Below are 23,787 nucleotides of genomic sequence, written 5' to 3'. Positions count from 1 at the left end.
AGTACTTAAAAGGAGTGTTTAGAATGTCATTAAGAGAAGAAGCGTTACATTTACACAAAGTAAATCAAGGAAAGCTGGAATCAAAAGCAAAGGTAGAAGTCAGAAATGCAGATGACTTAAGCCTTGCCTACTCTCCCGGAGTAGCTGAGCCTTGTAAAGAGATTTATGACGATAAAAACAAAGTATATGATTATACAATGAAGGGGAACATGGTAGCAGTCGTAACAGACGGATCAGCCGTTCTCGGACTCGGTAATATCGGGCCTGAAGCTTCACTTCCGGTCATGGAAGGGAAAGCGGTGCTGTTCAAAAGTTTCGCGGGCGTGGATGCATTCCCGATCGCGCTTGACACAAACGATGTGGACAAAATCATTGACACTGTAAAGCTGCTTGCACCGACATTCGGCGGTGTCAACCTTGAAGATATTGCGGCGCCGAACTGCTTCATTATCGAAGAGCGCCTGAAAAAAGAAACAAACATTCCGGTTTTCCACGATGATCAGCACGGCACTGCCATTGTAACCGTTGCCGGACTTGTAAACGCGCTGAAATTATCAGGTAAATCCATGTCATCCATTAAAGTTGTGGCAAACGGAGCGGGAGCGGCAGGCATCGCGATCATCAAGCTTCTTTACCATTTCGGCGTACGCAACATCGTAATGTGCGACTCTAAAGGGGCGATTTACGAAGGGCGTCCGGCCGGCATGAACGCAGTGAAAAACGAAGTGGCGAAGTTTACAAACCAAGACCGCAACGACGGTTCGCTGCAGGATGTCATTAAAGATGCAGACGTCTTTATCGGCGTATCAGTCGAAGGTGCGCTGACGAAAGAAATGGTGGAGAGCATGGCGAAAGATCCGATTATCTTCGCAATGGCCAACCCGAATCCGGAAATCATGCCTGAAGACGCGCGCGCAGCCGGCGCAAGCGTAATCGGAACAGGCCGTTCTGATTTCCCGAACCAGGTCAACAACGTCCTGGCATTCCCTGGAATTTTCCGCGGGGCGCTTGACGTTCGCGCGACTCACATCAACGAAGAAATGAAAATTGCTGCGGTTGAAGCGATTGCTTCCCTTGTTACAGAGGAAGAATTAAGCGCTGATTATGTCATCCCGGCTCCATTTGACAAACGTGTGGCTCCTGCCGTTGCGAAAGCTGTTGCGAAAGCAGCGATGGAAACGGGCGTCGCCAGAATTACGGTCGATCCTGAGGAAGTGGCTGAAAAAACAAGACAGCTTACGGTCATCGGCGAATAATAACACAAAAATGAAATGGCAGCGCGTTGGAAAAAAACAACGCGCTGCTGTTCAATATACGGACTGCTGAAATTTTTTTAAGGGCAGGTCTTAAAAAAATTTCAGCAGAATCCTTATTTCTTTTGAAAACGCTGACAGATAAGGCTGAACAACGCTTTTTACGGTATGAAATCCGTCCGTTTCCGTCTGTTTTGAAGCAAAAAATGTCGAATGGAGGATGACACCGTTTGACAAAAAAAGTACAATAGTTTCGGTAAAGTTATTATTAAGTCTATCTAATCGGAAGACATGCAGTGAAGAGAACCCTTCACAAAAGGGAGGTAATCATTTGTTAAAGGATATATTCACAAAAAAGAAAAAATATGCTTCCGTGCCGTCTGAGCAGGCAAAACATGATGTTCCGGAAGGCATTATGACAAAGTGCCCCAAATGTAAAAAAATCATGCTCACAAAAGAGTTAGATAAAAACCTGCGCGTCTGCATGAACTGCGGGCACCATTTCCCGATGAATGCAAAGCAGCGCATTGAAAGCCTCCTGGATGAAGATTCATTCGAAGAATTCAACCAGGGAATGATATCTGAAAACCCGCTCGGTTTCCCGGAATACTTAGAAAAAATCGAAAAAGACCGTGAGAAAACATCGCTGAATGAAGCGGTGGTTACCGGAAAAGGAACCATCAGCGGATTCCCGGCCGTGATCGCGATCATGGATTCAACATTCCGAATGGGAAGCATGGGTTCGGTTGTCGGCGAAAAAATCACGCTTGCAATTGAAAAAGCAAAAGAGGAAAAAGTCCCGTTTATCATCTTTACCGCTTCCGGCGGCGCACGTATGCAGGAGGGGGTCTTAAGTCTTATGCAAATGGCAAAGACAAGCTCTGCATTAAAACTGTTCAGTGAGGAGCAGGGACTGATTATTTCTGTCATGACCCACCCGACGACAGGCGGCGTATCGGCCAGTTTCGCGTCTCTCGGTGATTATAATTTCGCTGAACCGGGCGCCTTGATCGGATTTGCCGGAAGACGTATTATTGAACAGACGATCGGGGAAAAACTGCCGGAAGATTTCCAGACGGCGGAATTTTTATTAAAGCACGGCCAGCTTGATGCGGTGATTCACCGAAACGACATGAAAGATAAACTCGCATTTCTGCTGGACATGCACCAAACAGGAGGTGAGCATGAGTGGCTGCAAGATTAGAATTTGAAAAACCGGTGATTGAACTGCAGACGAAAATCGCCGAACTGAAAAAATTCACCCAAGATTCGGAGATGGATTTAAGCGCTGAAATCGCAAGACTTGAAGACCGGCTCAGCAAGCTCCAGGATGAGATTTATAAAAACCTGAAGCCGTGGGACAGAGTGCAGATCGCACGCCTTCCCGACCGGCCGACGACGCTAGATTACATTCAATACCTGTTTACCGACTTTTTTGAGTGCCACGGAGACAGAACATACGGAGATGATGCGGCGATTGTCGGCGGAGTCGCCAAATATCACGGCATGCCGGTCACCGTCATCGGACATCAGCGCGGAAAAGACACGAAAGAAAACCTTGTCCGCAATTTCGGGATGCCTCACCCTGAGGGCTACCGCAAAGCGCTTCGTCTCATGAAGCAGGCGGATAAGTTCAACCGCCCGATTATCTGCTTCATCGACACGAAGGGAGCGTACCCGGGTAAAGCGGCGGAGGAGCGGGGACAAAGTGAAGCCATCGCCAAGAACCTGTTCGAGATGGCCGGCCTGACAGTGCCTGTCGTTTGTATCGTCATCGGGGAAGGCGGCAGCGGAGGCGCGCTTGCGTTAGGTGTGGGCAACCGCATGCTGATGCTTGAGAACTCGACGTATTCCGTTATTTCTCCTGAAGGAGCCGCATCCATTTTGTGGAAGGACTCCAGCCTTGCGAAAAAAGCGGCCGAAACCATGAAGATTACTGCGCCCGATTTATTAGAATTAGGAATTATTGATGATATGATTAAAGAAGTGAAGGGCGGAGCTCACCATGATATTAAGCAGCAGGCGGGCTACATTGACGGTATTCTTAAAGAAACGTTAAAATCTCTTCTTCAATTGAACGCCGAAGAATTGATCTCACAGCGCTATGAAAAATATAAAGCAATCGGGAAAGTTTCGGTTGAGGATCAATATATCGGGGTAAACTGAATAGACGTGAAGCCTATGGCTCACGTTTATTTTTTGTGATTTTTGTGATATTCCTTAAATTTTATTTAAAAACAATTTATTTAATTGTATAATAGGTAAGGTTTCATGGGAGCTCAGGCGTCCCTTTTCATTGTTTTAGGGCAATGATCATGATATGTTTAACATATATATGTTGCTGAGGTGAATAGGAAATGAAGCGTATAGGAGTTTTAACGAGCGGCGGGGATTCCCCGGGTATGAACGCTGCGGTGCGCGCGGTTGTGCGGAAAGCTATCTACCACGACGTCGAAGTGTACGGAATTTATAACGGTTATTCAGGATTAATCAGCGGTAAAATAGAGAAACTGGAGCTTGGTTCGGTCGGTGACATCATCCACCGCGGCGGAACAAAGCTTTACACGGCCAGATGTCCTGAATTCAAAACAGTTGAAGGCCGTGAAAAAGGAATCGAAAATTTAAAGAAACTCGGCATTGAAGGTCTTGTCGTCATCGGCGGAGACGGTTCATACATGGGTGCGAAAAAATTAACGGAACACGGGTTTCCGTGTGTGGGTGTACCGGGTACGATAGATAATGACATCCCGGGAACTGATTTTACGATCGGATTTGATACGGCGTTAAACACCGTAATTGATGCGATTGATAAAATCCGTGACACCGCTACGTCTCATGAGCGTACATACGTTATTGAAGTGATGGGGCGCCATGCGGGCGACATTGCTTTATGGGCAGGTCTTGCAGGCGGAGCGGAATCAATTTTAATTCCTGAAGCGGACTACGATATGCAGGAAATTATCGGCCGTTTGAAGAGAGGGCACGACCGCGGCAAAAAACACAGTATCATCATCGTTGCAGAAGGGGTAGGCAGCGGGGTTGAATTCGGAAAACGCATCGAAGAAGAAACGAACCTTGAAACACGGGTATCCGTTTTAGGGCACATCCAGCGCGGCGGATCTCCAAGCGCTTCTGACCGGGTTCTTGCAAGCCGCCTCGGCGCTTACGCGGTTGAGCTTCTGCTTAAAGGAAAAGGCGGACGCTGCGTAGGTATACAAAACAACAAGCTTGTAGACCATGATATTATAGAAATTTTAGAATCAAAACATACTGTTGAACCAAACATGTATCAGCTTTCAAAAGAACTGTCTATTTAAGGCGGAAGAAGCTGAAGATTTCAGAAGGAAGTGAACGAGTTGAAAAAAACAAAAATCGTTTGTACAATCGGTCCGGCCAGTGAAAGTGTAGAAATGCTGACAAAATTGATGGAAGCGGGTATGAACGTTGCTCGTCTGAATTTTTCACACGGTGATTTCGAAGAGCACGGCGCAAGAATCAAAAACATCAGAGAAGCAAGCAAAAAGCTCGGCAAAAACGTGGGGATTCTCCTCGATACAAAAGGTCCGGAAATCCGCACGCACGATATGGAAAACGGCGCGCTTGAGCTTCAGGCGGGAAATGAAATTATCGTTTCTACGAAACAGGTGCTGGGAACGCTTGAAAAATTCTCAGTTTCTTATGAAGGCCTGGCAGACGACGTGTCAGCAGGGTCTATCATCCTGTTGGATGACGGTTTAATCGGATTGGAAGTGCTAGAATCAAATCCGGAAAAACACGAAATCAAAACAAAAATCTTAAACAGCGGCACGCTGAAAAATAAAAAAGGCGTAAATGTTCCCGGCGTCAGCGTCAACCTTCCCGGAATTACTGAAAAAGACGCCAAAGACATCGTATTCGGTATCGAGCAAGGCGTTGATTTCATCGCTGCGTCATTTGTACGCCGTTCTACGGATGTCCTTGAAATCCGCGAACTGCTTGAAGAGCATAACGCGTCTGACATTCAAATCATTCCTAAGATCGAGAACCAGGAAGGCGTGGACAACCTGGACGCGATCCTGGAAGTATCTGACGGCTTAATGGTAGCGCGCGGAGACCTCGGCGTAGAGATTCCGGCCGAAGAAGTGCCGCTCGTGCAAAAAGAAATGATCAAAAAATGCAACGCGCTAGGCAAACCGGTTATTACTGCGACACAAATGCTTGACAGCATGCAGCGCAACCCTCGCCCGACACGCGCTGAAGCAAGTGACGTTGCCAACGCCATTTTCGACGGCACAGACGCTATCATGCTTTCCGGTGAGACGGCTGCGGGACAATATCCTGTCGAGGCGGTTCAAACAATGTTTAACATCGCCACACGCACGGAAGAATCTCTGAACTACAAAGAAATTCTGTCTAAACGCAGAGATCAGGTCGGCATGACAATTACCGATGCGATCGGCCAATCAGTTGCGCACACGGCGATCAATCTGAGTGCGGCAGCTATCGTTACCCCTACAGAAAGCGGCCATACGGCGCGTATGATCGCGAAATACCGTCCGCAGGCTCCAATTGTAGCCGTTACGGTTAATGAGTCTGTATCACGCAAACTCGGCCTTGTATTCGGTGTATTCCCGGCAAGCGGCCAAAACGCGAATTCAACCGATGAAATGCTTGAAGACGCGGTTCAAAAATCACTTGACAGCGGCATCGTGAAACGCGGTGATCTGATTGTCATTACAGCAGGTTCTGTCGGTGAATCAGGCACGACGAATCTGATGAAAGTCCACACTGTCGGCAGCATTATCGCGAAAGGGCAAGGCATCGGACGCAAATCTGCATTCGGTCCGGTCGTTGTTGCAAAAAATGCGAAAGAAGCTGAACAAAAAATGACAGACGGCGCAGTATTGGTTGCTTCAAGCACTGACCGCGACATGATCGCTTCACTTGAAAAAGCATCAGCGCTCATCACTGAAGAAGGCGGTCTGACAAGCCATGCAGCCGTTGTCGGTTTAAGCTTGGGCATTCCGGTTATCGTCGGTCTGGAGAACGCAACTTCAGTTTTAACAGAAGGACAGGTTATCACAGTTGACGCTGCCCGCGGCGCTGTGTATGAAGGCCGCGCAAGCGTTCTTTAAACAGCTTTAAAAAAGAGAGGGGGGTTCTCCCTTCTCTTTTGTCTTTAGGCTGATTTTCCTATTCCCATGCGGGCGGTGACGCGCTTTTAGAAGGGCAGGAGGGCAGAAAAATGAGAGTATTATTCTTACTGTTTATCGTATGTCCGGCAATTGAAATCGGTTTGTTTCTGCTGGCGGGAAAATGGCTCGGTATTTTTCCGACCTTCCTTCTCATCATTTTGACAGGCGTGTTAGGCGCCTTGGTGGCAAAAAGACAGGGAACCGATGTGTATCATCGGGTGATGCGCGATCTGCAGCACGGCAAAATGCCGGGGGAAGCGCTTCTTGACGGAATATGCGTCTTTTTCGGAGGCCTGCTTTTGATGCTTCCGGGTTTTCTGTCCGATATTGCAGGGGCCTGTCTTCTGATTCCGTTCACTCGGAACCGCATGAAGCCGCTTTTGTTCAAATGGCTGAGAGGAATGTCAAAAAACAAGCGGATCATTATCAAATAAAAACGGCAGCCTTCTTACAGGGCTGCTGTTTTTATTTGGACTGAACAGTAATATAGGCCCATATTTCTTTTAAAGCGCCCGTTGTGATAAAGGCCTGAATGAAAACGAGCAGCGCGGGCCCCGCAGCCAGTCCTAAAATTCCGAACAATTTAAAGCCGGCAAACAGGGCGATTAAGGTCGCAAGCGGATCAAGTCCGATTGACTTGCTTAAAATTTTCGGCTCCGTCAGCTGGCGCTGAATGAGAACCACAATATATAAAACACCGAGACCGATCGCTTGAGGAAGCTGACCGGCAATGGCCAAATACATAATCCAGGGAACAAAGACCGACCCGGCGCCGAGATACGGGAGAAGGTCCACCAGGCCGATAAAAAAGGCGATGGTTGCCGCATGCTCAATCCCTAATAGAAAAAGTCCGATAAAGACAATGATCATCGTGAAAAGTATGAGCACGGCCTGCGCCTTAATGAAACCTGCCATCGCTTTTTTCAGCTCTCCCGATACGGCCTTGGCGTTTGCCGAAACCCGTTCCGGAAAAATGGAATAAAGCAGCGCCTTCAGCTTATGCCAGTCCTTTGTCATAAAAAAAGTCGCCAGCATTGCGAAAATGAAGACGGCAGCTGTATTGGGAAGGAAGGCAATCCATTTCGGCACCAGCTCCAAAAGATGTGAAAGCATCAGCCCCGCATTTTTAGCTGCTGTATCACCGAGGGTCTGAATATGCGTCACGATGGATGCCTGCTGATTGGTTTCCAGTCCGTTAAATAGGACGGTCAGCTCGTGGTACAATGGCTGAATGCGGGAAGTGAACAGCTCTTCGCAATACGTCATAAAGGCGCTGATATGAGGAGGGAGCGTTTTGGCCAGATAGGCGGTTCCCGAAATGATTTCCGCAACGAGAAATGTCGCCGCCCCAAGAAGAATAAGCAAAAAGAAGACCAGGACAATGACAGTATTGACTGACCGGGGCAGCCCCGTCAGTTTGTCCAGCCAGTCAACAACGGGAATGATCGCTGATGACAGAATAAGGGCGATCAGAAACGGATAAGTTAACGGAAATGAGGCGTAACCGGCCGCTAAAGCGCCGCCGGCCGCAGCGAGTACAAACAGCGCGCGGAAAAAAACAGTTGCATAGTGCGGATTCACATCGATCCTCCTCTCGGTCGGCACGTCCTATTACATTAGTTTATTCGTCAAAAAAAAGGATATGAATACAGATATGATGAAAGAAGGTGCTTTCAGGATGTTTACACAGGCGAATTTATTTTTACTATTATTGCTGGCCATCGCATTGGTAGCCAAAAATCAGTCATTGCTTTTTGCCGTCGGCTTTCTCATTGTGATAAAAGCTGTCGGTCTTGATCAGAAACTATTTCCGGTTATTCAGTCAAAAGGCATCAACTGGGGAGTCACCGTCATTACAATCGCCGTTTTAGTGCCGATTGCCACAGGCGATATCGGTTTTAAACAGCTCGGAGAAGCGATGAAATCATATTATGCGTGGATCGCTCTCGGTGCCGGGATCGCGGTTGCCTTAATCGCCAAAAACGGTCTCACCTTATTGGAAAACGACCCTCATATTACAACGGCGCTGGTCATCGGCACGATACTTGCCGTCGCGCTTTTCGGAGGCGTCGCCGTCGGCCCGTTAATCGGCGCCGGAATCGCCTACTTGGCCATGCAAATCGTTAAAATGTTCACTTCGTAAAGTAAAAAAGCGGCGTAAAGCTGCTTTTTTTTGTGGAGAAAATTAGAGTTTGCACCTTCGCATTTTATAGTTCAGACAAATGCCATTTGCATTATTCCGATGAATGAAGCGGCTTACCATGTAACAAAGAACTTCGGGATTGACGGCGCACATGGAGCGAAAACAGCGATGGCAGTAATTCCAATGATGAATGGATGAAAAGCTGATGGGATTTATGGGCCTGATACCAAAGCAAAACTTGAAGTGTTGTTAAAATAAGCGGAGACCCTCTTTCCTTCAATTTGAAAGTTTGTTAGATTTATAATGAGAATGAAAAAACACAATTCGGTTGGTAGTCCGGATGCATGATTTAAAATGTCAGTAACCTTCCCCTCCTCGGGATGTCCATCATTCTTCAGTAAATTTAGGAGGAGGGAATCGTTATGAAATTAACGGTTTACTACGATGGTCAGTTTTGGGTAGGAGTCATTGAAGTTGTGAATGACGGGAAATTAAGAGCAATTCGTCATTTGTTTGGACAAGAGCCAAAGGATTCAGAAATAATGCATTTTGTTAATAATCAACTTTTACAGACTCTCTCCCACACTGAACAAGAAGGGGTTTGTGTTAAAGCAAAATCTAAGAAATTAAACCCAAAAAGATTGCAGCGACAAGCTTCTAAAGAGATGAAAAATATCGGGATATCAACTAAGGCACAAAAAGCGATAAAACAGGAGCTTGAAGCAAGAAAAGAAAAGAAAAAACAACTGAATAGAAAACAAAGAGAAAAAATAAAGGAACAAAAATATTTAATCAGAAAACAAAAAGCAAAAGAAAAGCATAGGGGAAAATAGTTGGAGAGCCCGATGAAGCCCTTCGATTGAAAAGTTGAGCGGCATCAGTTAGTTTCTTCGGACTGATTTAGAGAAAAAGAAGTATAAGTCAGAGCCCTTCTCGAAATGAGGAGGGTTTTTCTGCCATTTATTTAAAATCACTTACATCAGTAAATGAGTCAGTTTCAATTGATGAACGGTTTGATGAGGATATTTACAGCCCGAAAACAGCGCAAATGCAGTCAAACGATTCCAGTCCATGTGCGGGGAGCCAACTAAAACCAAGACCTGGATTTCTGAAGCTGATCCGAACATTGATTCAGTCGAGTAAACAAAATAACCCCCTTCTCCGGTAAAGAAGGGGGTTAAATTTGCGGTGAAGTTGTCGCGCCTGTCCTTTTAAAGTCTCCTCCGAAACTCCCCCAAATGAAAACATGAGAATACATGGTTTTACAAAGCGCCTGAAAGCAAACGATTAAATTTATCAACGCCAAGCCTTGATATATAGGGCTTTTAAAACATTTTTAGTTAAAAGTCTACAAATTAATCAGATTATTGTTTATAATAAGAATAGGCTTAAACTTAAATAAGCTTATAAGAATTTGTTATGTTCCTCTATAAGCATATCGGTTATGTAACCGCAACCAGTGAAATGTAAGCATTTTCTTGAAGGGGAAAGGGAGTGTTTGCATGACTCATTTTAAGTAAGCCGTATGTTTTATATACTCTTTAAAGGGGAATTTTGATTGAAAAGGAGAGGTTGAATATGACAGCAACACGCGGTCTTGAAGGGGTTGTAGCAACAACATCATCTGTAAGCTCTATTATCGACGATACCCTTACATATGTAGGGTACGATATTGACGACTTGACAGAGAATGCAAGTTTTGAAGAAATTATTTATTTGCTGTGGCATCTGCGCCTGCCGAATAAAACGGAACTTGCTGAACTGAAAAAACAGCTTGCGAAAGAAGCTGCCGTTCCACAAGAAATCATTGAGCACTTCAAATCCTATCCCCTCAATAACGTACATCCAATGGCTGCGCTCCGGACGGCGATTTCATTACTCGGTCTGACTGACAGTGAAGCCGATGTTATGAATCCGGAAGCGAACTACAGAAAAGCCATCCGTCTGCAGGCGAAAGTGCCGGGCATTGTCGCCGCTTTCTCAAGAATCCGCAAAGGACTTGATCCTGTTGAACCGAAGGAAGAGTACGGAATCGCGGAGAACTTCCTTTACACTTTAAACGGTGAAGAGCCTTCTCCGATCGAAGTGGAAGCGTTTAACAAAGCGCTCATTCTTCATGCGGATCATGAGCTGAACGCATCAACATTTACGGCGAGAGTATGTGTCGCCACCTTATCTGATATTTACTCAGGCATCACTGCTGCCATCGGCGCTTTAAAAGGGCCGCTTCACGGCGGAGCTAATGAAGCCGTCATGAAAATGCTGACAGAAATCGGCGAAGTGGAAAACGCCGAGCCTTATATCCGCAGCAAAATGGAGAAAAAGGAAAAAGTAATGGGCTTCGGACACCGTGTGTATAAGCATGGAGACCCGCGCGCCAAACACTTAAAAGAAATGAGCAAACGCCTGACGAATCTGACGGGTGAAAGCAAATGGTACGACATGTCAATCCGTGTCGAAGAAATCGTAACGTCGGAGAAAAAACTCCCGCCTAACGTTGATTTCTATTCCGCATCTGTATACCACAGTCTCGGCATTGATCACGATCTGTTCACGCCGATCTTTGCGGTCAGCAGAATGTCAGGATGGATCGCCCATATTCTTGAACAGTACGATAACAACCGCCTCATCCGCCCGCGCGCTGATTACACGGGTCCGGATAAGCAGACTTTTGTTCCGATTGATGAAAGAGCCTGATCAAACGGGAGGCTGGTGATTTTCATGTCGTTAGCCTCTTGTTAATCAAGCCCGGATTGGTTTACAATTTTGATAGAATCTTGAGAAAAGTCATTTTATTTTCTATACAAGAAAAATAAAATGTTTTCTAAATATGAATTACATACTGGGAGGTAATATTGTGTCACAAGGTGAAAAAATTACAGTCTCTAATGGAGTATTAAACGTACCAAATAATCCGATTATCCCGTTTATTGAAGGCGACGGCACAGGCCCTGATATTTGGAACGCCGCTTCTAAAGTACTGGAAGCCGCTGTTGAAAAAGCATATAAAGGCGAGAAAAAAATCACGTGGAAAGAAGTTTATGCCGGTGAAAAGGCTTATAATAAAACAGGTGAGTGGCTTCCTGCCGAAACGCTGGAAGACATCAGAGAGTACTTCATCGCCATCAAAGGTCCTCTGACGACACCGGTCGGCGGCGGTATCCGTTCTCTGAACGTGGCGCTGAGACAGGAGCTTGATTTGTTTACGTGCCTGCGCCCTGTCAGATATTTCACGGGAGTGCCTTCTCCGGTTAAACGACCTGAAGATACGGATATGGTCATTTTCCGCGAGAATACGGAAGATATTTATGCCGGAATTGAGTATGCGAAAGGTTCTGAAGAGGTTGAAAAGCTGATCAGCTTCCTGCAAAATGAAATGGGTGTTAACAAAATCCGTTTCCCTGAAACGTCAGGAATCGGCATCAAACCTGTTTCTGAAGAAGGCACAAGCCGCTTAGTCAGAGCTGCCATTGAGTATGCGATCGAAAACGGCCGTAAGTCTGTCACGCTTGTCCACAAAGGAAACATCATGAAGTTCACTGAAGGGGCATTTAAAAACTGGGGCTACGAGCTTGCCGAAAGAGAATACGGAGATAAAGTATTCACTTGGGCTGAATATGACCGCATTGTCGAAAAAGACGGAAAAGAAGCGGCTGATAAAGCGCAGAGCGACGCGGAAGCGGCAGGAAAAATCATCGTCAAAGACAGCATCGCTGATATTTTCCTTCAGCAGATCTTGACCCGTCCGAGCGAATTCGACGTCGTGGCGACAATGAACTTAAACGGAGACTATATCTCTGATGCGCTTGCCGCTCAGGTAGGCGGAATCGGAATCGCGCCGGGAGCGAACATCAACTATGAAACAGGGCATGCGATTTTCGAAGCGACTCACGGAACGGCTCCTAAATATGCCGGCCTTGACAAAGTCAACCCGTCATCCGTCATCCTTTCAGGAGTGCTTCTTCTTGAACACCTGAACTGGAATGAGGCTGCTGACTTGATCATTAAATCTATGGAAAAAACGATTGCTTCAAAAGTAGTAACGTACGATTTTGCTAGATTAATGGACGGTGCAACTGAAGTGAAATGTTCAGAGTTTGGTGAAGAGCTAATTAAAAACATGGACTGAACCTAAAGCAGACTTCTAATGAAGCCAAAAAAGGAGAAGAGAATCATGGGAAAAACACGCAGTAAAGTTTCTGTTATCGGAGCAGGATTTACGGGAGCGACAACAGCCTTTCTGACAGCTCAAAAAGAGCTTGCGGACGTTGTGCTCGTTGATATTCCGCAATTAGAAAACCCGACAAAAGGAAAAGCGCTAGACATGCTCGAAGCAAGTCCGGTTCAAGGATTTGACGCGAAAATCACAGGCACGTCCAACTACGAGGACACAGCCGGTTCTGATATCGTCGTCATCACAGCCGGAATTGCGAGAAAACCGGGCATGAGCCGTGACGATCTCGTATCTACAAACGAAAAAATCATGAGAAGCGTCACACGTGAGATCGTGAAATATTCTCCTGACTGCATTATCGTTGTATTGACAAACCCTGTTGATGCGATGACATATGCGGTGTACAAAGAATCAGGCTTCCCGAAAGAACGCGTCATCGGACAATCCGGAGTGCTTGACACTGCGCGATTCAGAACATTCGTCGCTGAAGAATTAAACCTGTCTGTAAAAGATGTGACCGGTTTTGTTCTTGGCGGACATGGTGACGACATGGTTCCTCTCGTCCGTTATTCCTATGCGGGCGGCATTCCGCTTGAAACGCTTATCCCGAAAGACCGTCTTGATGCGATTGTAGAACGCACAAGAAAAGGCGGCGGGGAAATCGTCAACCTTCTCGGCAACGGAAGCGCCTACTACGCGCCTGCTGCATCACTGACTGAAATGGTAGAAGCCATTTTGAAAGATCAGCGCCGCGTGCTTCCGACCATCGCTTACTTAGAAGGCGAATACGGTCATGAAGGCATTTACTTAGGCGTACCGACAATTATCGGAGGAAACGGCCTAGAGCAAATCATCGAGCTTGAACTGACAGACTATGAAAAAGCGCAGCTGAGTAAATCAGTTGAATCTGTCAAAAACGTGATGAAAGTATTGTCATAAGAAAAAAGGGAAGGCTTCCGAATCAGAAGCCTTCCTCTTTTTACAATTAATGAAAGCGTTTTCTTTTTCCCTGAGCGATCCTTTCTCTGAAAATGATCAAAAAGGCGAATTGTCTGAACGGGCAGTATTGGATAAAATGAAATCATAAAGTGATATGCAGCACATAAAATAGAGAAAATTGGATGTCGGGGAAAATAGACAGCGGAGGGCGCAGCATGAACAAAAAAATTTTAGTTGTAGATGATGAACAATCTATCGTTACTCTTTTACAGTATAATCTGGAACGGTCCGGCTATGATGTCATTACCGCATCAGACGGCGAAGAGGCTTTGGAGCAGGCAGAGAACGAAAATCCGGATTTAATCGTACTGGATGTCATGCTGCCGAAAGTGGACGGAATCGACGTCTGTAAACAGCTCAGACAGCAGAAAATGATGGTTCCGATCTTGATGCTGACAGCAAAAGATGAGGAGTTTGATAAAGTGCTGGGACTGGAGCTCGGAGCGGATGATTACATGACAAAGCCGTTCAGTCCGCGGGAAGTCACTGCGCGGGTGAAAGCCATTTTAAGAAGAGCCGACATTTCTTCGCTGGCACAAGGCAGAGAAGAGGAAAAGGACGGGCAGATCCTCATCGGCGAGCTGAAAATTCTTCCGGAGCATTACGAAGCTTACTTTAAGTCAGAACAGCTGGAATTGACGCCTAAAGAATTTGAACTGCTTCTGTATTTGGGAAAACATAAGGGAAGAGTGCTGACGAGAGATCTTCTGCTGAGCGCGGTCTGGAACTATGATTTTGCCGGGGATACCCGGATTGTTGACGTTCATATCAGCCATCTGCGCGACAAAATCGAATCAAATACCAAAAAACCCATCTATATTAAAACAATCAGAGGTTTGGGGTATAAACTGGAGGAGCCAAAAATGAATGAATAAAGTCCGTGTGCGTCTGTTCGCTTTACTCGTTGTATGTATCATATTGGTTTTCAGTGTTCTCGGCCTTTTTTTACAGCAGCTTATTTCTTCATCCGCTGAAGAAAGAACGGCGGATCAGCTGAAAAAGGAATCGGTATACATAGCGGGCCTTCTTGACACCGGCCGAATCGGCAATAAAAGCAATGAAACGGTAATCCGTGACGCCGGCCGCACCCTCGGTATAAACGTCTCTGTGCTCAACGAGAAGGGTGACGCCGTATTTCATTCCGGCAGTCGTGCTGATGATTCAGCCGTAAAGGAGTTCATTTCTCACAATAAAAGCGAGGAAGCCGTACAGTCGAAAAGCAAAGTCATCCGCGGCACTGCCGTAAAAAATGACGCCGGGAAAATTGCGGGGTATGTACTCGTTTCCTCTGAGATCAACGACGGTTCAAGCGTTACCGGAGAAATGTGGGGCATGCTGGCAGCAAGTCTTTGTACCGCTTTTATCATTATCGTTTTCTTTTATACAAACATGACGTCACGTTACAAAAAATCAATCGACGCCGCGACAAAGGTGGCGACGGAGCTGTCCAAAGGGAATTATGACGCCCGCTCCTACAGCGGTTACGCAAGGCGGTCGGACCGTCTCGGGCGTGCGATGAACAGCCTGGCGGTCGATTTAATGGAAATGACGAGAACGCAGGATATGCAGCGCGATCGTCTGTTAACCGTCATTGAAAATATCGGATCCGGTTTGATTTTAATAGACGGGCGAGGTTTTATCAATCTCGTGAACCGGTCATACACGAAGCAGTTTCATACAAAGCCTGAACGTCTGCTTCGGCGCCTTTACCATGATGCGTTTGAACATGAGGAGATCATTCGGCTTGTCGAAGACATTTTTATGACGGAGACGAAAAAATGCCAGCTGCTCAGACTTCCCATCAATATTGAGCGGCGCTACTTTGAAGTTGACGGCGTTCCGATCATGGGCCCTGACGATGAATGGAAGGGCATCGTCCTCGTCTTTCACGATATGACGGAAATTAAAAAATTGGAGCAGATGAGAAAGGACTTCGTCGCCAATGTCTCCCATGAACTGAAAACACCGATCACCTCGATTAAAGGATTTACGGAAACACTGTTAGACGGAGCGATGAAAGATGAAAAGGCGCTTTCAGACTTTCTGTCTATCATTCTGAAAGAAAGTGAGCGGCTCCAATCTCTCGTGCAGGATTTACTGGATTTATCCAAGATGGAGCAGCAAAACTTTACGATGCGCGTAGAGTCCTTTGACGCCGCAAAAATTCTGCATGAAATTGAGGCGCTTTTGCGGCATAAGGCTGCGGAAAAAGGCATCAGCTTTCAGCTCGATCTCCCGGAAGAGCCGATTTTTGTGACGGGTGATGCGCACAGGCTGAAGCAGGTATTTTTGAATCTGGCGAACAATGCCCTGACCTACACGCCTGAAAAAGGGACGGTGGGGATTTCGGTACATGTGAAAGAAACCGTTGTCGATATCAAAGTGTCCGATACGGGAATCGGCATTCAGAAGGAAGAGATCCCGCGGATATTTGAGAGATTCTACCGCGTGGATAAAGACAGAAGCCGCAACTCGGGAGGAACCGGGCTCGGCCTCGCCATCGTGAAGCACTTAATAGAAGCCCATGAAGGTAAAATCGAGGTCACAAGCGAGCCGGGACAGGGGACTGTATTTACCGTGACGCTGAAGCGGCAGCCGGAAGCGTGATCAGCTTTACAAAGGATTAACAATTTCTTCATGACCTGTTAAACCTATCTTGTTAGGATGTAACAGAACCCCTTCATCCAAGGAGCCAATTTTGACGGCGGGAACGTATTTTCTTGTTCCCGTCCTTTTTTGCGTTTTCACGGGGTTCGCTCATTTTCCTTTCAAATTGAACTTTGTTAAAATAAGAGAAGCTGTGAGATTAAAAAATAGAGGAATGACGAGCTTTTGCTCTTAGGAGGATATTGAATGACGGAACGAAAAAAATTAGTGCTTGTCGACGGAAACAGTCTGGCGTACCGGGCGTTTTTTGCATTGCCGCTTTTAAGCAATGAAAAAGGCATCCATACAAATGCCGTATACGGGTTTGCGATGATTTTGATGAAAATGCTGGAAGATGAAAAGCCGACCCACATGCTGGTGGCTTTTGATGCGGGAAAAACCACTTTCCGCCACAGCACGTTTAAAGAATATAAAGGCGGAAGACAAAAAACGCCGCCGGAGCTTTCAGAACAGATGCCGTTCATCCGCGAGCTCCTTGATGCCTACAAAATCAGCCGCTACGAGCTTCCTGAATATGAAGCGGACGATATTATCGGCACCCTTGCCGTTTCTGCTGAAAAAGAAGGCTTCGAAGTAAAGGTAGTTTCGGGGGACAAGGACTTAACCCAGCTTGCAACCGGGAAAACGACCGTTGCCATTACGAGAAAAGGCATTACCGACGTGGAAGATTACACGCCGGAGCACGTGCAAGAAAAGTACGGTCTGACCCCTTTGCAAATCATTGATATGAAGGGATTAATGGGGGATTCATCCGATAACATACCGGGCGTCCCCGGCGTCGGAGAAAAAACCGCGATTAAGCTTTTAAAGCAGTTCCATTCGGTTGAGAAACTGCTTGATTCCATTGATGAAGTCAGCGGAAAAAAATTAAAAGAAAAGCTTGAAGAATATAAGGAACAAGCCCTGATGAGCAAAGAGCTGGCGACGATTATGACAAATGCGCCGATTGAAGTCAAGCCCGAAGATTTAGATTACCAAGGGTTTGACCGTGAACAAGTTGTTGCCATTTTTAAAGACCTCGGTTTTAATACGCTTCTTGAGCGGCTCGGTGAAGAAAGCGGCGAAACGGCGGAAGAAAATTTTGAAGACATCAATGTTGAAACGGCAGAAGAAATCACCGAAGATATGCTCGTTTCGCCGTCCGCTTTGGTCGTCGAACAAATCGGTGATAACTATCACGAAGAACCGATCCTCGGCTTTTCCATCGTGAATGAAACAGGTCTTTATTATATTCCGAAAGAAATCGCCATTCAGTCTGAAGCTTTTAAATCTTGGGCTGAAGATGAATCGATGAAAAAGTGGGTGTTCGACAGCAAACGTTCCGTCGTCGCTTTGCGCTGGCAGGGAATTGAGCTGAAGGGAACGGAATTTGACGCGCTTCTTGCTGCCTACATTATAAACCCGGGCAATTCGTACGACGATGTCGCGAGCGTAGCGAAAGAATACGGGCTGAATATCGTTTCAAAAGATGAAGCGGTATACGGAAAAGGCGCAAAGCGCGCCGTTCCGGCTGAAAAAGAGCTTGCCGATCATCTCGCGCGGAAAGCGTCTGCCGTTAACAGCCTCCGTGACAAACTGCTTGACGCTTTGGAAGAAAATAATCAGCTTGAATTATATGAAGATCTCGAACTCCCGCTTGCGCTAATTCTCGGAGAAATGGAATCAATGGGCGTCAAAGTGGATGTTGAAAGACTGAAGCGAATGGGCGAAGAGCTTAAGGCGAAGCTGAAAGAATATGAAGAAAAAATCCATGACATCGCCGGTGAGCCGTTTAACATCAATTCACCAAAACAGCTCGGCGTCATTCTGTTTGAAAAGCTCGGCCTGCCGCCAGTAAAGAAAACAAAAACAGGCTATTCCACTTCAGCTGATGTGCTTGAGAAGCTCGCAGACAAACATGATATCGTTGCGCACATTCTGCAATACAGACAAATCGGCAAACTCCAATCGACTTATATTGAAGGGCTGCTGAAAGTCACGCGCAAGGATTCTCATAAAGTGCATACACGATTCAATCAGGCATTGACTCAAACCGGACGCCTCAGCTCAACGGATCCGAACCTGCAAAATATTCCGATCCGGCTGGAGGAAGGGCGGAAAATCCGTCAGGCTTTCGTACCGTCCGAACCGGACTGGCTTATTTTCGCCGCCGATTATTCACAAATTGAATTAAGGGTGCTTGCGCATATTTCAAAAGATGAAAATCTGATCGAAGCGTTTACGAATGACATGGACATTCACACAAAAACCGCCATGGACGTGTTTCATGTCAGTGAAGATGAAGTGACACAAGCGATGCGCCGCCAGGCAAAGGCCGTCAATTTCGGCATTGTTTACGGCATCAGTGATTACGGGCTGTCACAAAACCTCGGCATCACCCGGAAAGAAGCGGGCGCTTTTATAGACCGCTATTTGGAGAGCTTCCCGGGCGTTAAGGCGTATATGGAAGAATCGGTGCAGGAAGCGAAGCAAAAAGGATATGTCACGACACTTATGCAGCGCCGCCGCTACATTCCTGAGCTGACAAGCCGCAACTTCAACCTGCGGAGCTTTGCGGAACGGACGGCCATGAATACGCCGATTCAGGGAAGCGCCGCCGATATTATTAAAAAAGCCATGATTGACATGGCAGCTGAGCTGAAAGAAAAAAACCTGAAGGCGCGACTGCTGCTTCAGGTGCACGATGAATTGATTTTTGAAGCGCCTAAGGAAGAAATTGAAATATTAGAGAAGCTGGTTCCTGAAGTGATGGAGCATGCTTTGGCATTAGACGTGCCGCTGAAGGCGGATTATGCTTCAGGGCCGTCTTGGTACGATGCAAAATAAACAGAGAAAAAGGAAGTGATGATTGTGCCGGAATTACCAGAAGTTGAAACGGTCCGGCGCACTCTGACCGGTCTTGTGAAGGGGAAAACGATTGAATCGGCGGATATCAGATGGCCGAATATCATCAAAAAACCCGCCGAGCCGGAGGAATTCGCGCGGCAGATTGCAGGAGAAACAATCCGATCCATCGGAAGAAGGGGAAAGTTTTTGCTTTTCCATCTGGATCATTATGTCATGGTGTCCCACCTGCGGATGGAGGGCAAATACGGTCTTCATCAGGCCGATGAGCCTGACGATAAACATGTGCACGTCGTGTTTCACATGACGGACGGAACACAGCTCCGCTACCGGGATGTCCGGAAATTCGGCACGATGCATTTGTTTGCGCCGGGAGAGGAATTGAATGCATTACCGCTTTCACAGCTCGGGCCCGAACCCGATGATGAAGCATTTACCGCTGCTTATTTAAAAGAGCGGCTTGCAAAAACGAACCGCGCGGTGAAAACCGCCCTGCTCGACCAAAAAGCGGTCGTCGGCCTCGGCAATATTTATGTCGATGAAGCTTTATTCCGGGCGCGTATTCATCCTGAGACAAAAGCGAACAGTCTGTCAGACGGGCAGATAAAAACGCTTCATACAGAAATTAAAGACACCCTTCAGGAAGCGATTGACGCGGGCGGGAGCACCGTCCGGTCTTATATCAATTCTCAAGGGGAAATCGGAATGTTTCAGCTCAAACATTACGTATACGGCAAAAAGGATGAACCGTGCAAAACGTGCGGCACGATGATTTCTAAAATCGTGGTCGGCGGAAGGGGGACGCATTTTTGCGCCCGCTGCCAAAAAAAATCATAAACTGAAGCGGTTCAAGCAGGCGGCAGCAGAATGACTTTTTTCTAACACAGTTGATGACCTTTCTCCATATATATATTGTGATTCACCCAATAGGCATATGTCACAATTGCCGATCAAGAGAAAGGGAGAAACGGATATGGAGATTGTTTCTTTGCTGCTTTTGGCTTTTGCTGTCAGCTTGGACAGTTTTTCAGTCGGGTTTACGTATGGTTTGAGAAAAATGAAAATCCCGTTCAAAGCGATTGCCGTGATCGCTTGCTGTTCAGCCTCTGTGATGTTTATATCCATGCTGATCGGCCATTTTCTGACAAAGATTTTTCCCGTATCCGTCACGGAAAAACTGGGCGGGCTGATCTTAATCGGAATCGGGGCATGGGTCATCTGGCAATTTTTCAAACCGGATAAAGAGCCGGATTACTTATTGCATGAAAAAACGTTACTTAATCTTGAAGTGAAATCGCTCGGCATCGTCATTCATATTTTGAAAAAACCGACCAGCGCCGATATTGATCAATCCGGAACCATTAACGGAGTCGAGGCGCTTCTGCTCGGTATCGCCTTATCCATTGACGCGTTTGGCGCCGGGCTGGGAGCGGCCATTCTCGGCTTTTCTCCGGTTATGATGAGCGTGACTGTCGGGCTGATGAGCTCGCTGTTTGTTTCACTCGGCATAAACGCGGGGCATTTGCTTTCAAGATGGAATTGGATAGATAAAATGACATTTTTGCCGGGAGTCCTGCTGATTATCATCGGGATTTGGAAAATGTAAGAAGGAGTGGGCTTTTTGAGCTTGGTCATCGGTTTAACGGGAGGCATCGCAAGCGGCAAAAGCACGGTAGCGCGTATGCTGATCGACAAAAAAATAACAGTCATTGATGCGGATGTCATCGCAAAACAGGCGGTAGAAAAAGGAATGCCGGCTTACGGACAAATTGTGGAGGCATTCGGAAAAGACATCCTGCTGGAAAATGGCGGTATTGACAGAAAAAAACTCGGTTCTATCGTTTTCACTGACGAACAGAAGCGTCTGAAGCTGAATCAGATCGTTCATCCGGCAGTACGTGCGGAAATGCTGAAACAGCGGGATGAAGCCGTTGCGCGAAAAGAGCAGTTCGTCGTTTTGGATATACCGCTTTTGTATGAAAGCGGGCTTGATTATCTTGTCGGCAAGGTGCTCGTCGTCACCGTACCGGCAGACATTCAGCTTAAACGGCTGATAGAGCGGAATTCCCTTACAGAAGAAGAAGCGATGAGCCGGATAACGTCGCAAATGCCTTTAGCGGATAAAACAAAAAAAGCTGACGCCGTCATTGATAACAGCGGCAGTCTTGAATATACAAAGCACCAGCTTGAGGAAGTATTGAGCGGCTGGGCATAAACAAACACCGTTCGGAAAGCCGAACGGTGTTTTTCTGGTTAAAAATCAAAATTGTCAGGATCAGGACCGACACGGAGATTTTCGTTCAGATCATCAATCCGCTTCATATCGTCAGCTGACAGTTCGAAATCAAAGACATTTGCATTTTCTTCAATACGGTGTTTTTTCGTTGATTTCGGAATGGTGATGACACCGTTCTGCAAATCCCAGCGCAAAATCACTTGAGCGGCTGATTTGCCGTACTTCTCAGCGATTTCCTGTAAGACGGTGTGATCAAGCAGCTGACCTTGCATCAATGGCGACCACGCTTCAAGCTGAATGCCTTGTTCAGTGCAGAAAGCAAGCAGTTCTTTCTGTGTCAGACGAGGATGGTACTCCACCTGGTTGATCATCGGCTTGATTTCGGTCTCTTTCATGAGATGTTTCAGATGGTGAATTTGGAAATTGCTGACCCCGATCGCCTTAATGCGTCCATCCCGGTAGAGGGTTTCGAGCGCCCGCCACGCATCGATGTACTTTCCTTCGACAGGCCAATGGATCAAATATAAATCCAAATAATCTAAACCGAGTTTTTCTAAGCTTGTGTCAAACGCTTTTAACGTTTCTTCATATCCTAAATCGGCATTCCATACTTTTGACGTGACAAAAATGTCTTCACGTTTTAATCCCGCTTCTTGCAGCCCTTGGCGGATGCCTTCGCCGACACCTTCTTCATTTCCGTAAATCGAGGCGGTATCAACGCTGCGATAGCCGTGCACCAATGCCGTTTTCACCGCGTTGACGAGTTCCGCGCCTTCCTCTACTTTGAAAACTCCAATGCCGAACCAAGGCATCTCTACTCCGTTATGCAATGTTGCTTTTGCTTGTAAATGTGTTGTCATGTATATATTCCTCCTATTAGTTGTCTGTTGAAACAATCAAAATGCGCTGAAGAAAAACTCACCTCCTTTCAAGGGCAGTGCGATCCCGCTTTTCAAGCTTCCTGCTCCATCCGGTTAATACGACCGCGCTGAGCACCATCAGCGCCCCGATCCAAGCGGTATGAATGACTCCGATTGAGTCTGTAATGATTCCGCCGGCAAACGAGCCGATCGCGATTCCGGCATTAAATGCCGCGATATTTAAGGCTGATGCTGTATCAACGGCGTTTGGCGCAAAACGTTCACTCAGCATCACAACATATACCTGAAGCCCCGGCACATTCATAAACGCCAACAGCCCCATGAAAATAATGGTGATCAGCCCGGCTGTTTTAAACGGCGCGGTAAAAGTCAGAACAAACAGCACAGCAGCCTGGACAATGAACATATAAAACAAGGCTTTCAGCGGATTTCGGTTTGATAAACGGCCGCCAATCATGTTTCCGATGGCAATCGCAATTCCGTAAATGAGCAGGATGGCCGCGACGGTTTCTTTCTGAAAACCGGTTACCTCCTGAAGAAGCGGAGATAAATACGTAAACACGACAAACGTTCCGCCGTAGCCTAACGCGGTAATGATAAATAAAAGCAATAACCGGCCGTTTGTGACGAGTTTGACCTGCTCGGCAAATGCGGTTTTCGTCCCTTTGCGCAAATGTGACGGAACGAGAAGCGCGTTTGTGAGGAATGCGATGATTCCTACCGCCACAATGACGGCAAATGCAATCCTCCATCCGAATTGCTGGCCGAGATAGGTGCCGAACGGAACACCGGTCACCGTAGCCACCGTCAGCCCCGTAAACATAATGGAAATCGCGCTTGCTCTTTTATGCTCCGGCACGATATTGGCGGCGATTGTTGCCCCGATTGACATGAAAATGCCGTGGGAAAAAGCCGAAATAACCCGTGCCGCCAGTAAGACGCCGATTGAGGAAGCGCTCGCTGCGAGTGTATTTCCGGCAATAAAAATTAACATCACCCAGAGCAGCAGCGTTTTCCGCGACATGCCGGATGTGAGAGACGTTAAAACCGGCGCGCCGAATGTCACGCCCAGAGCATACATGGAAACGGTAAGTCCCGCCGTTGTCACAGGTATATGCAGATCTTGAGATATAAGCGGCAGCAGCCCGACGCTGATAAATTCGGTTGTGCCGATCGCAAAAGCGCTGACGGCTAATGCCAGCAGCGCTGGTAAATAGCTTTGGCGATGTGAAGACATCTGTTTTCCTCCTTGAACGATAATGTATGGTTGAAATGATGCCGGGTAAACGATATAAGTATAAGAGTACATTCCTTTTCAGCCGGCAAATGTCATTATGATCGATAGAAGTGTCATTGAAAAGAACGTACTTTTAAGTGCCATAGGCACTTTTTAGTTCCTATAGATGAGGAGGAATT

20 protein-coding genes are annotated in these 23,787 nt (G+C 46.7%); 17 read left to right on the top strand and 3 right to left on the bottom strand.

Annotated features, from left to right (window positions below; all coding sequences use genetic code 11):
• Nucleotides 1-23 precede the first annotated feature (23 nt).
• The 6 genes from NYE68_RS15215 (at nt 24) to NYE68_RS15190 (ending at nt 6,861) form a co-directional block, all read left to right on the top strand.
• On the top strand, nt 24-1,256 hold the full coding sequence (locus NYE68_RS15215; RefSeq protein WP_015240371.1) for a malic enzyme-like NAD(P)-binding protein: 1,233 nt from the start codon (nt 24-26) through the stop codon (nt 1,254-1,256).
• Between the two features lie 328 nt (nt 1,257-1,584).
• Complete coding sequence (gene accD, locus NYE68_RS15210) at nt 1,585-2,457, top strand: acetyl-CoA carboxylase, carboxyltransferase subunit beta (RefSeq protein WP_003152441.1); 873 nt, start codon at nt 1,585-1,587, stop codon at nt 2,455-2,457.
• Complete coding sequence (gene accA / locus NYE68_RS15205) at nt 2,442-3,419, top strand: acetyl-CoA carboxylase carboxyl transferase subunit alpha (RefSeq protein ID WP_007408067.1); 978 nt, start codon at nt 2,442-2,444, stop codon at nt 3,417-3,419. Before accD ends, accA begins: the two co-directional genes overlap by 16 nt.
• A 191-nt stretch (nt 3,420-3,610) precedes the next feature.
• On the top strand, nt 3,611-4,570 hold the full coding sequence (gene pfkA / locus NYE68_RS15200) for a 6-phosphofructokinase (protein ID WP_007408068.1): 960 nt from the start codon (nt 3,611-3,613) through the stop codon (nt 4,568-4,570).
• 39 nt (nt 4,571-4,609) lie between these two features.
• Nucleotides 4,610-6,367: a pyruvate kinase gene (gene pyk / locus NYE68_RS15195; RefSeq protein ID WP_031379141.1), complete on the top strand. Its 1,758-nt coding sequence runs from the start codon at nt 4,610-4,612 to the stop codon at nt 6,365-6,367.
• A 110-nt stretch (nt 6,368-6,477) separates the two neighbouring features.
• Complete coding sequence (locus NYE68_RS15190) at nt 6,478-6,861, top strand: FxsA family protein (RefSeq protein WP_012118168.1); 384 nt, start codon at nt 6,478-6,480, stop codon at nt 6,859-6,861.
• A 31-nt stretch (nt 6,862-6,892) separates the two neighbouring features.
• On the opposite strand, the gene ytvI is transcribed toward NYE68_RS15190, so the two are convergent.
• Nucleotides 6,893-8,008, bottom strand: a complete 1,116-nt coding sequence (ytvI, locus tag NYE68_RS15185; protein ID WP_003152446.1) for a sporulation integral membrane protein YtvI — start codon at nt 8,006-8,008, stop codon at nt 6,893-6,895.
• Nucleotides 8,009-8,105: 97 nt separating this feature from the next.
• Between ytvI and NYE68_RS15180 the strand changes: the two genes are divergently transcribed.
• From NYE68_RS15180 to coaE, 11 genes are all read left to right on the top strand, one after another.
• Nucleotides 8,106-8,570, top strand: coding sequence for a DUF441 domain-containing protein (locus tag NYE68_RS15180; RefSeq protein WP_015417989.1), 465 nt, complete (start codon nt 8,106-8,108; stop codon nt 8,568-8,570).
• A gap of 422 nt (nt 8,571-8,992) precedes the next feature.
• Nucleotides 8,993-9,403, top strand: a complete 411-nt coding sequence (locus tag NYE68_RS15175) for a YjdF family protein (protein ID WP_015240369.1) — start codon at nt 8,993-8,995, stop codon at nt 9,401-9,403.
• Nucleotides 9,404-10,148: 745 nt separating this feature from the next.
• Nucleotides 10,149-11,267: a citrate synthase gene (gene citZ / locus NYE68_RS15170; RefSeq protein WP_007613059.1), complete on the top strand. Its 1,119-nt coding sequence runs from the start codon at nt 10,149-10,151 to the stop codon at nt 11,265-11,267.
• A gap of 160 nt (nt 11,268-11,427) precedes the next feature.
• The gene (icd, locus tag NYE68_RS15165; RefSeq protein WP_007408075.1) at nt 11,428-12,699 is read left to right on the top strand and encodes an NADP-dependent isocitrate dehydrogenase; all 1,272 of its coding nucleotides are present in this window, start codon (nt 11,428-11,430) and stop codon (nt 12,697-12,699) included.
• A gap of 45 nt (nt 12,700-12,744) precedes the next feature.
• Entirely contained in the window at nt 12,745-13,683 is a 939-nt protein-coding gene (gene mdh, locus NYE68_RS15160; protein WP_003152455.1) for a malate dehydrogenase, read from the top strand.
• 215 nt (nt 13,684-13,898) lie between these two features.
• Nucleotides 13,899-14,618, top strand: a complete 720-nt coding sequence (locus tag NYE68_RS15155; RefSeq protein ID WP_031379143.1) for a response regulator transcription factor — start codon at nt 13,899-13,901, stop codon at nt 14,616-14,618.
• On the top strand, nt 14,611-16,350 hold the full coding sequence (locus tag NYE68_RS15150) for an ATP-binding protein (protein ID WP_324636516.1): 1,740 nt from the start codon (nt 14,611-14,613) through the stop codon (nt 16,348-16,350). The genes NYE68_RS15155 and NYE68_RS15150 overlap by 8 nt, the downstream gene beginning before the upstream one ends.
• Before the next feature lie 246 nt (nt 16,351-16,596).
• Nucleotides 16,597-19,236: a DNA polymerase I gene (polA, locus tag NYE68_RS15145; RefSeq protein ID WP_015417985.1), complete on the top strand. Its 2,640-nt coding sequence runs from the start codon at nt 16,597-16,599 to the stop codon at nt 19,234-19,236.
• 24 nt (nt 19,237-19,260) lie between these two features.
• Nucleotides 19,261-20,091, top strand: a complete 831-nt coding sequence (gene mutM / locus NYE68_RS15140; RefSeq protein WP_015417984.1) for a DNA-formamidopyrimidine glycosylase — start codon at nt 19,261-19,263, stop codon at nt 20,089-20,091.
• 136 nt (nt 20,092-20,227) lie between these two features.
• Nucleotides 20,228-20,860: a sporulation membrane protein YtaF gene (gene ytaF / locus NYE68_RS15135; RefSeq protein ID WP_053573128.1), complete on the top strand. Its 633-nt coding sequence runs from the start codon at nt 20,228-20,230 to the stop codon at nt 20,858-20,860.
• A gap of 15 nt (nt 20,861-20,875) precedes the next feature.
• Nucleotides 20,876-21,469, top strand: a complete 594-nt coding sequence (coaE, locus tag NYE68_RS15130) for a dephospho-CoA kinase (protein ID WP_038464128.1) — start codon at nt 20,876-20,878, stop codon at nt 21,467-21,469.
• Nucleotides 21,470-21,507: 38 nt separating this feature from the next.
• On the opposite strand, the gene NYE68_RS15125 is transcribed toward coaE, so the two are convergent.
• On the bottom strand, nt 21,508-22,350 hold the full coding sequence (locus NYE68_RS15125) for an aldo/keto reductase (protein ID WP_053573129.1): 843 nt from the start codon (nt 22,348-22,350) through the stop codon (nt 21,508-21,510).
• Nucleotides 22,351-22,408: 58 nt separating this feature from the next.
• The gene (locus tag NYE68_RS15120) at nt 22,409-23,608 is read right to left on the bottom strand and encodes an MFS transporter (protein ID WP_053573130.1); all 1,200 of its coding nucleotides are present in this window, start codon (nt 23,606-23,608) and stop codon (nt 22,409-22,411) included.
• Nucleotides 23,609-23,787: the final 179 nt, after the last annotated feature.

The sequence above is a fragment of the Bacillus sp. FSL R5-0447 genome (genome assembly GCF_038606125.1).
In the GTDB taxonomy this organism is placed as follows: Bacteria; Bacillota; Bacilli; order Bacillales; family Bacillaceae; genus Bacillus; species Bacillus velezensis.
Note: the sequence above shows the minus strand (reverse complement) of the source record. Positions and strands in the feature narration are given on the sequence as shown.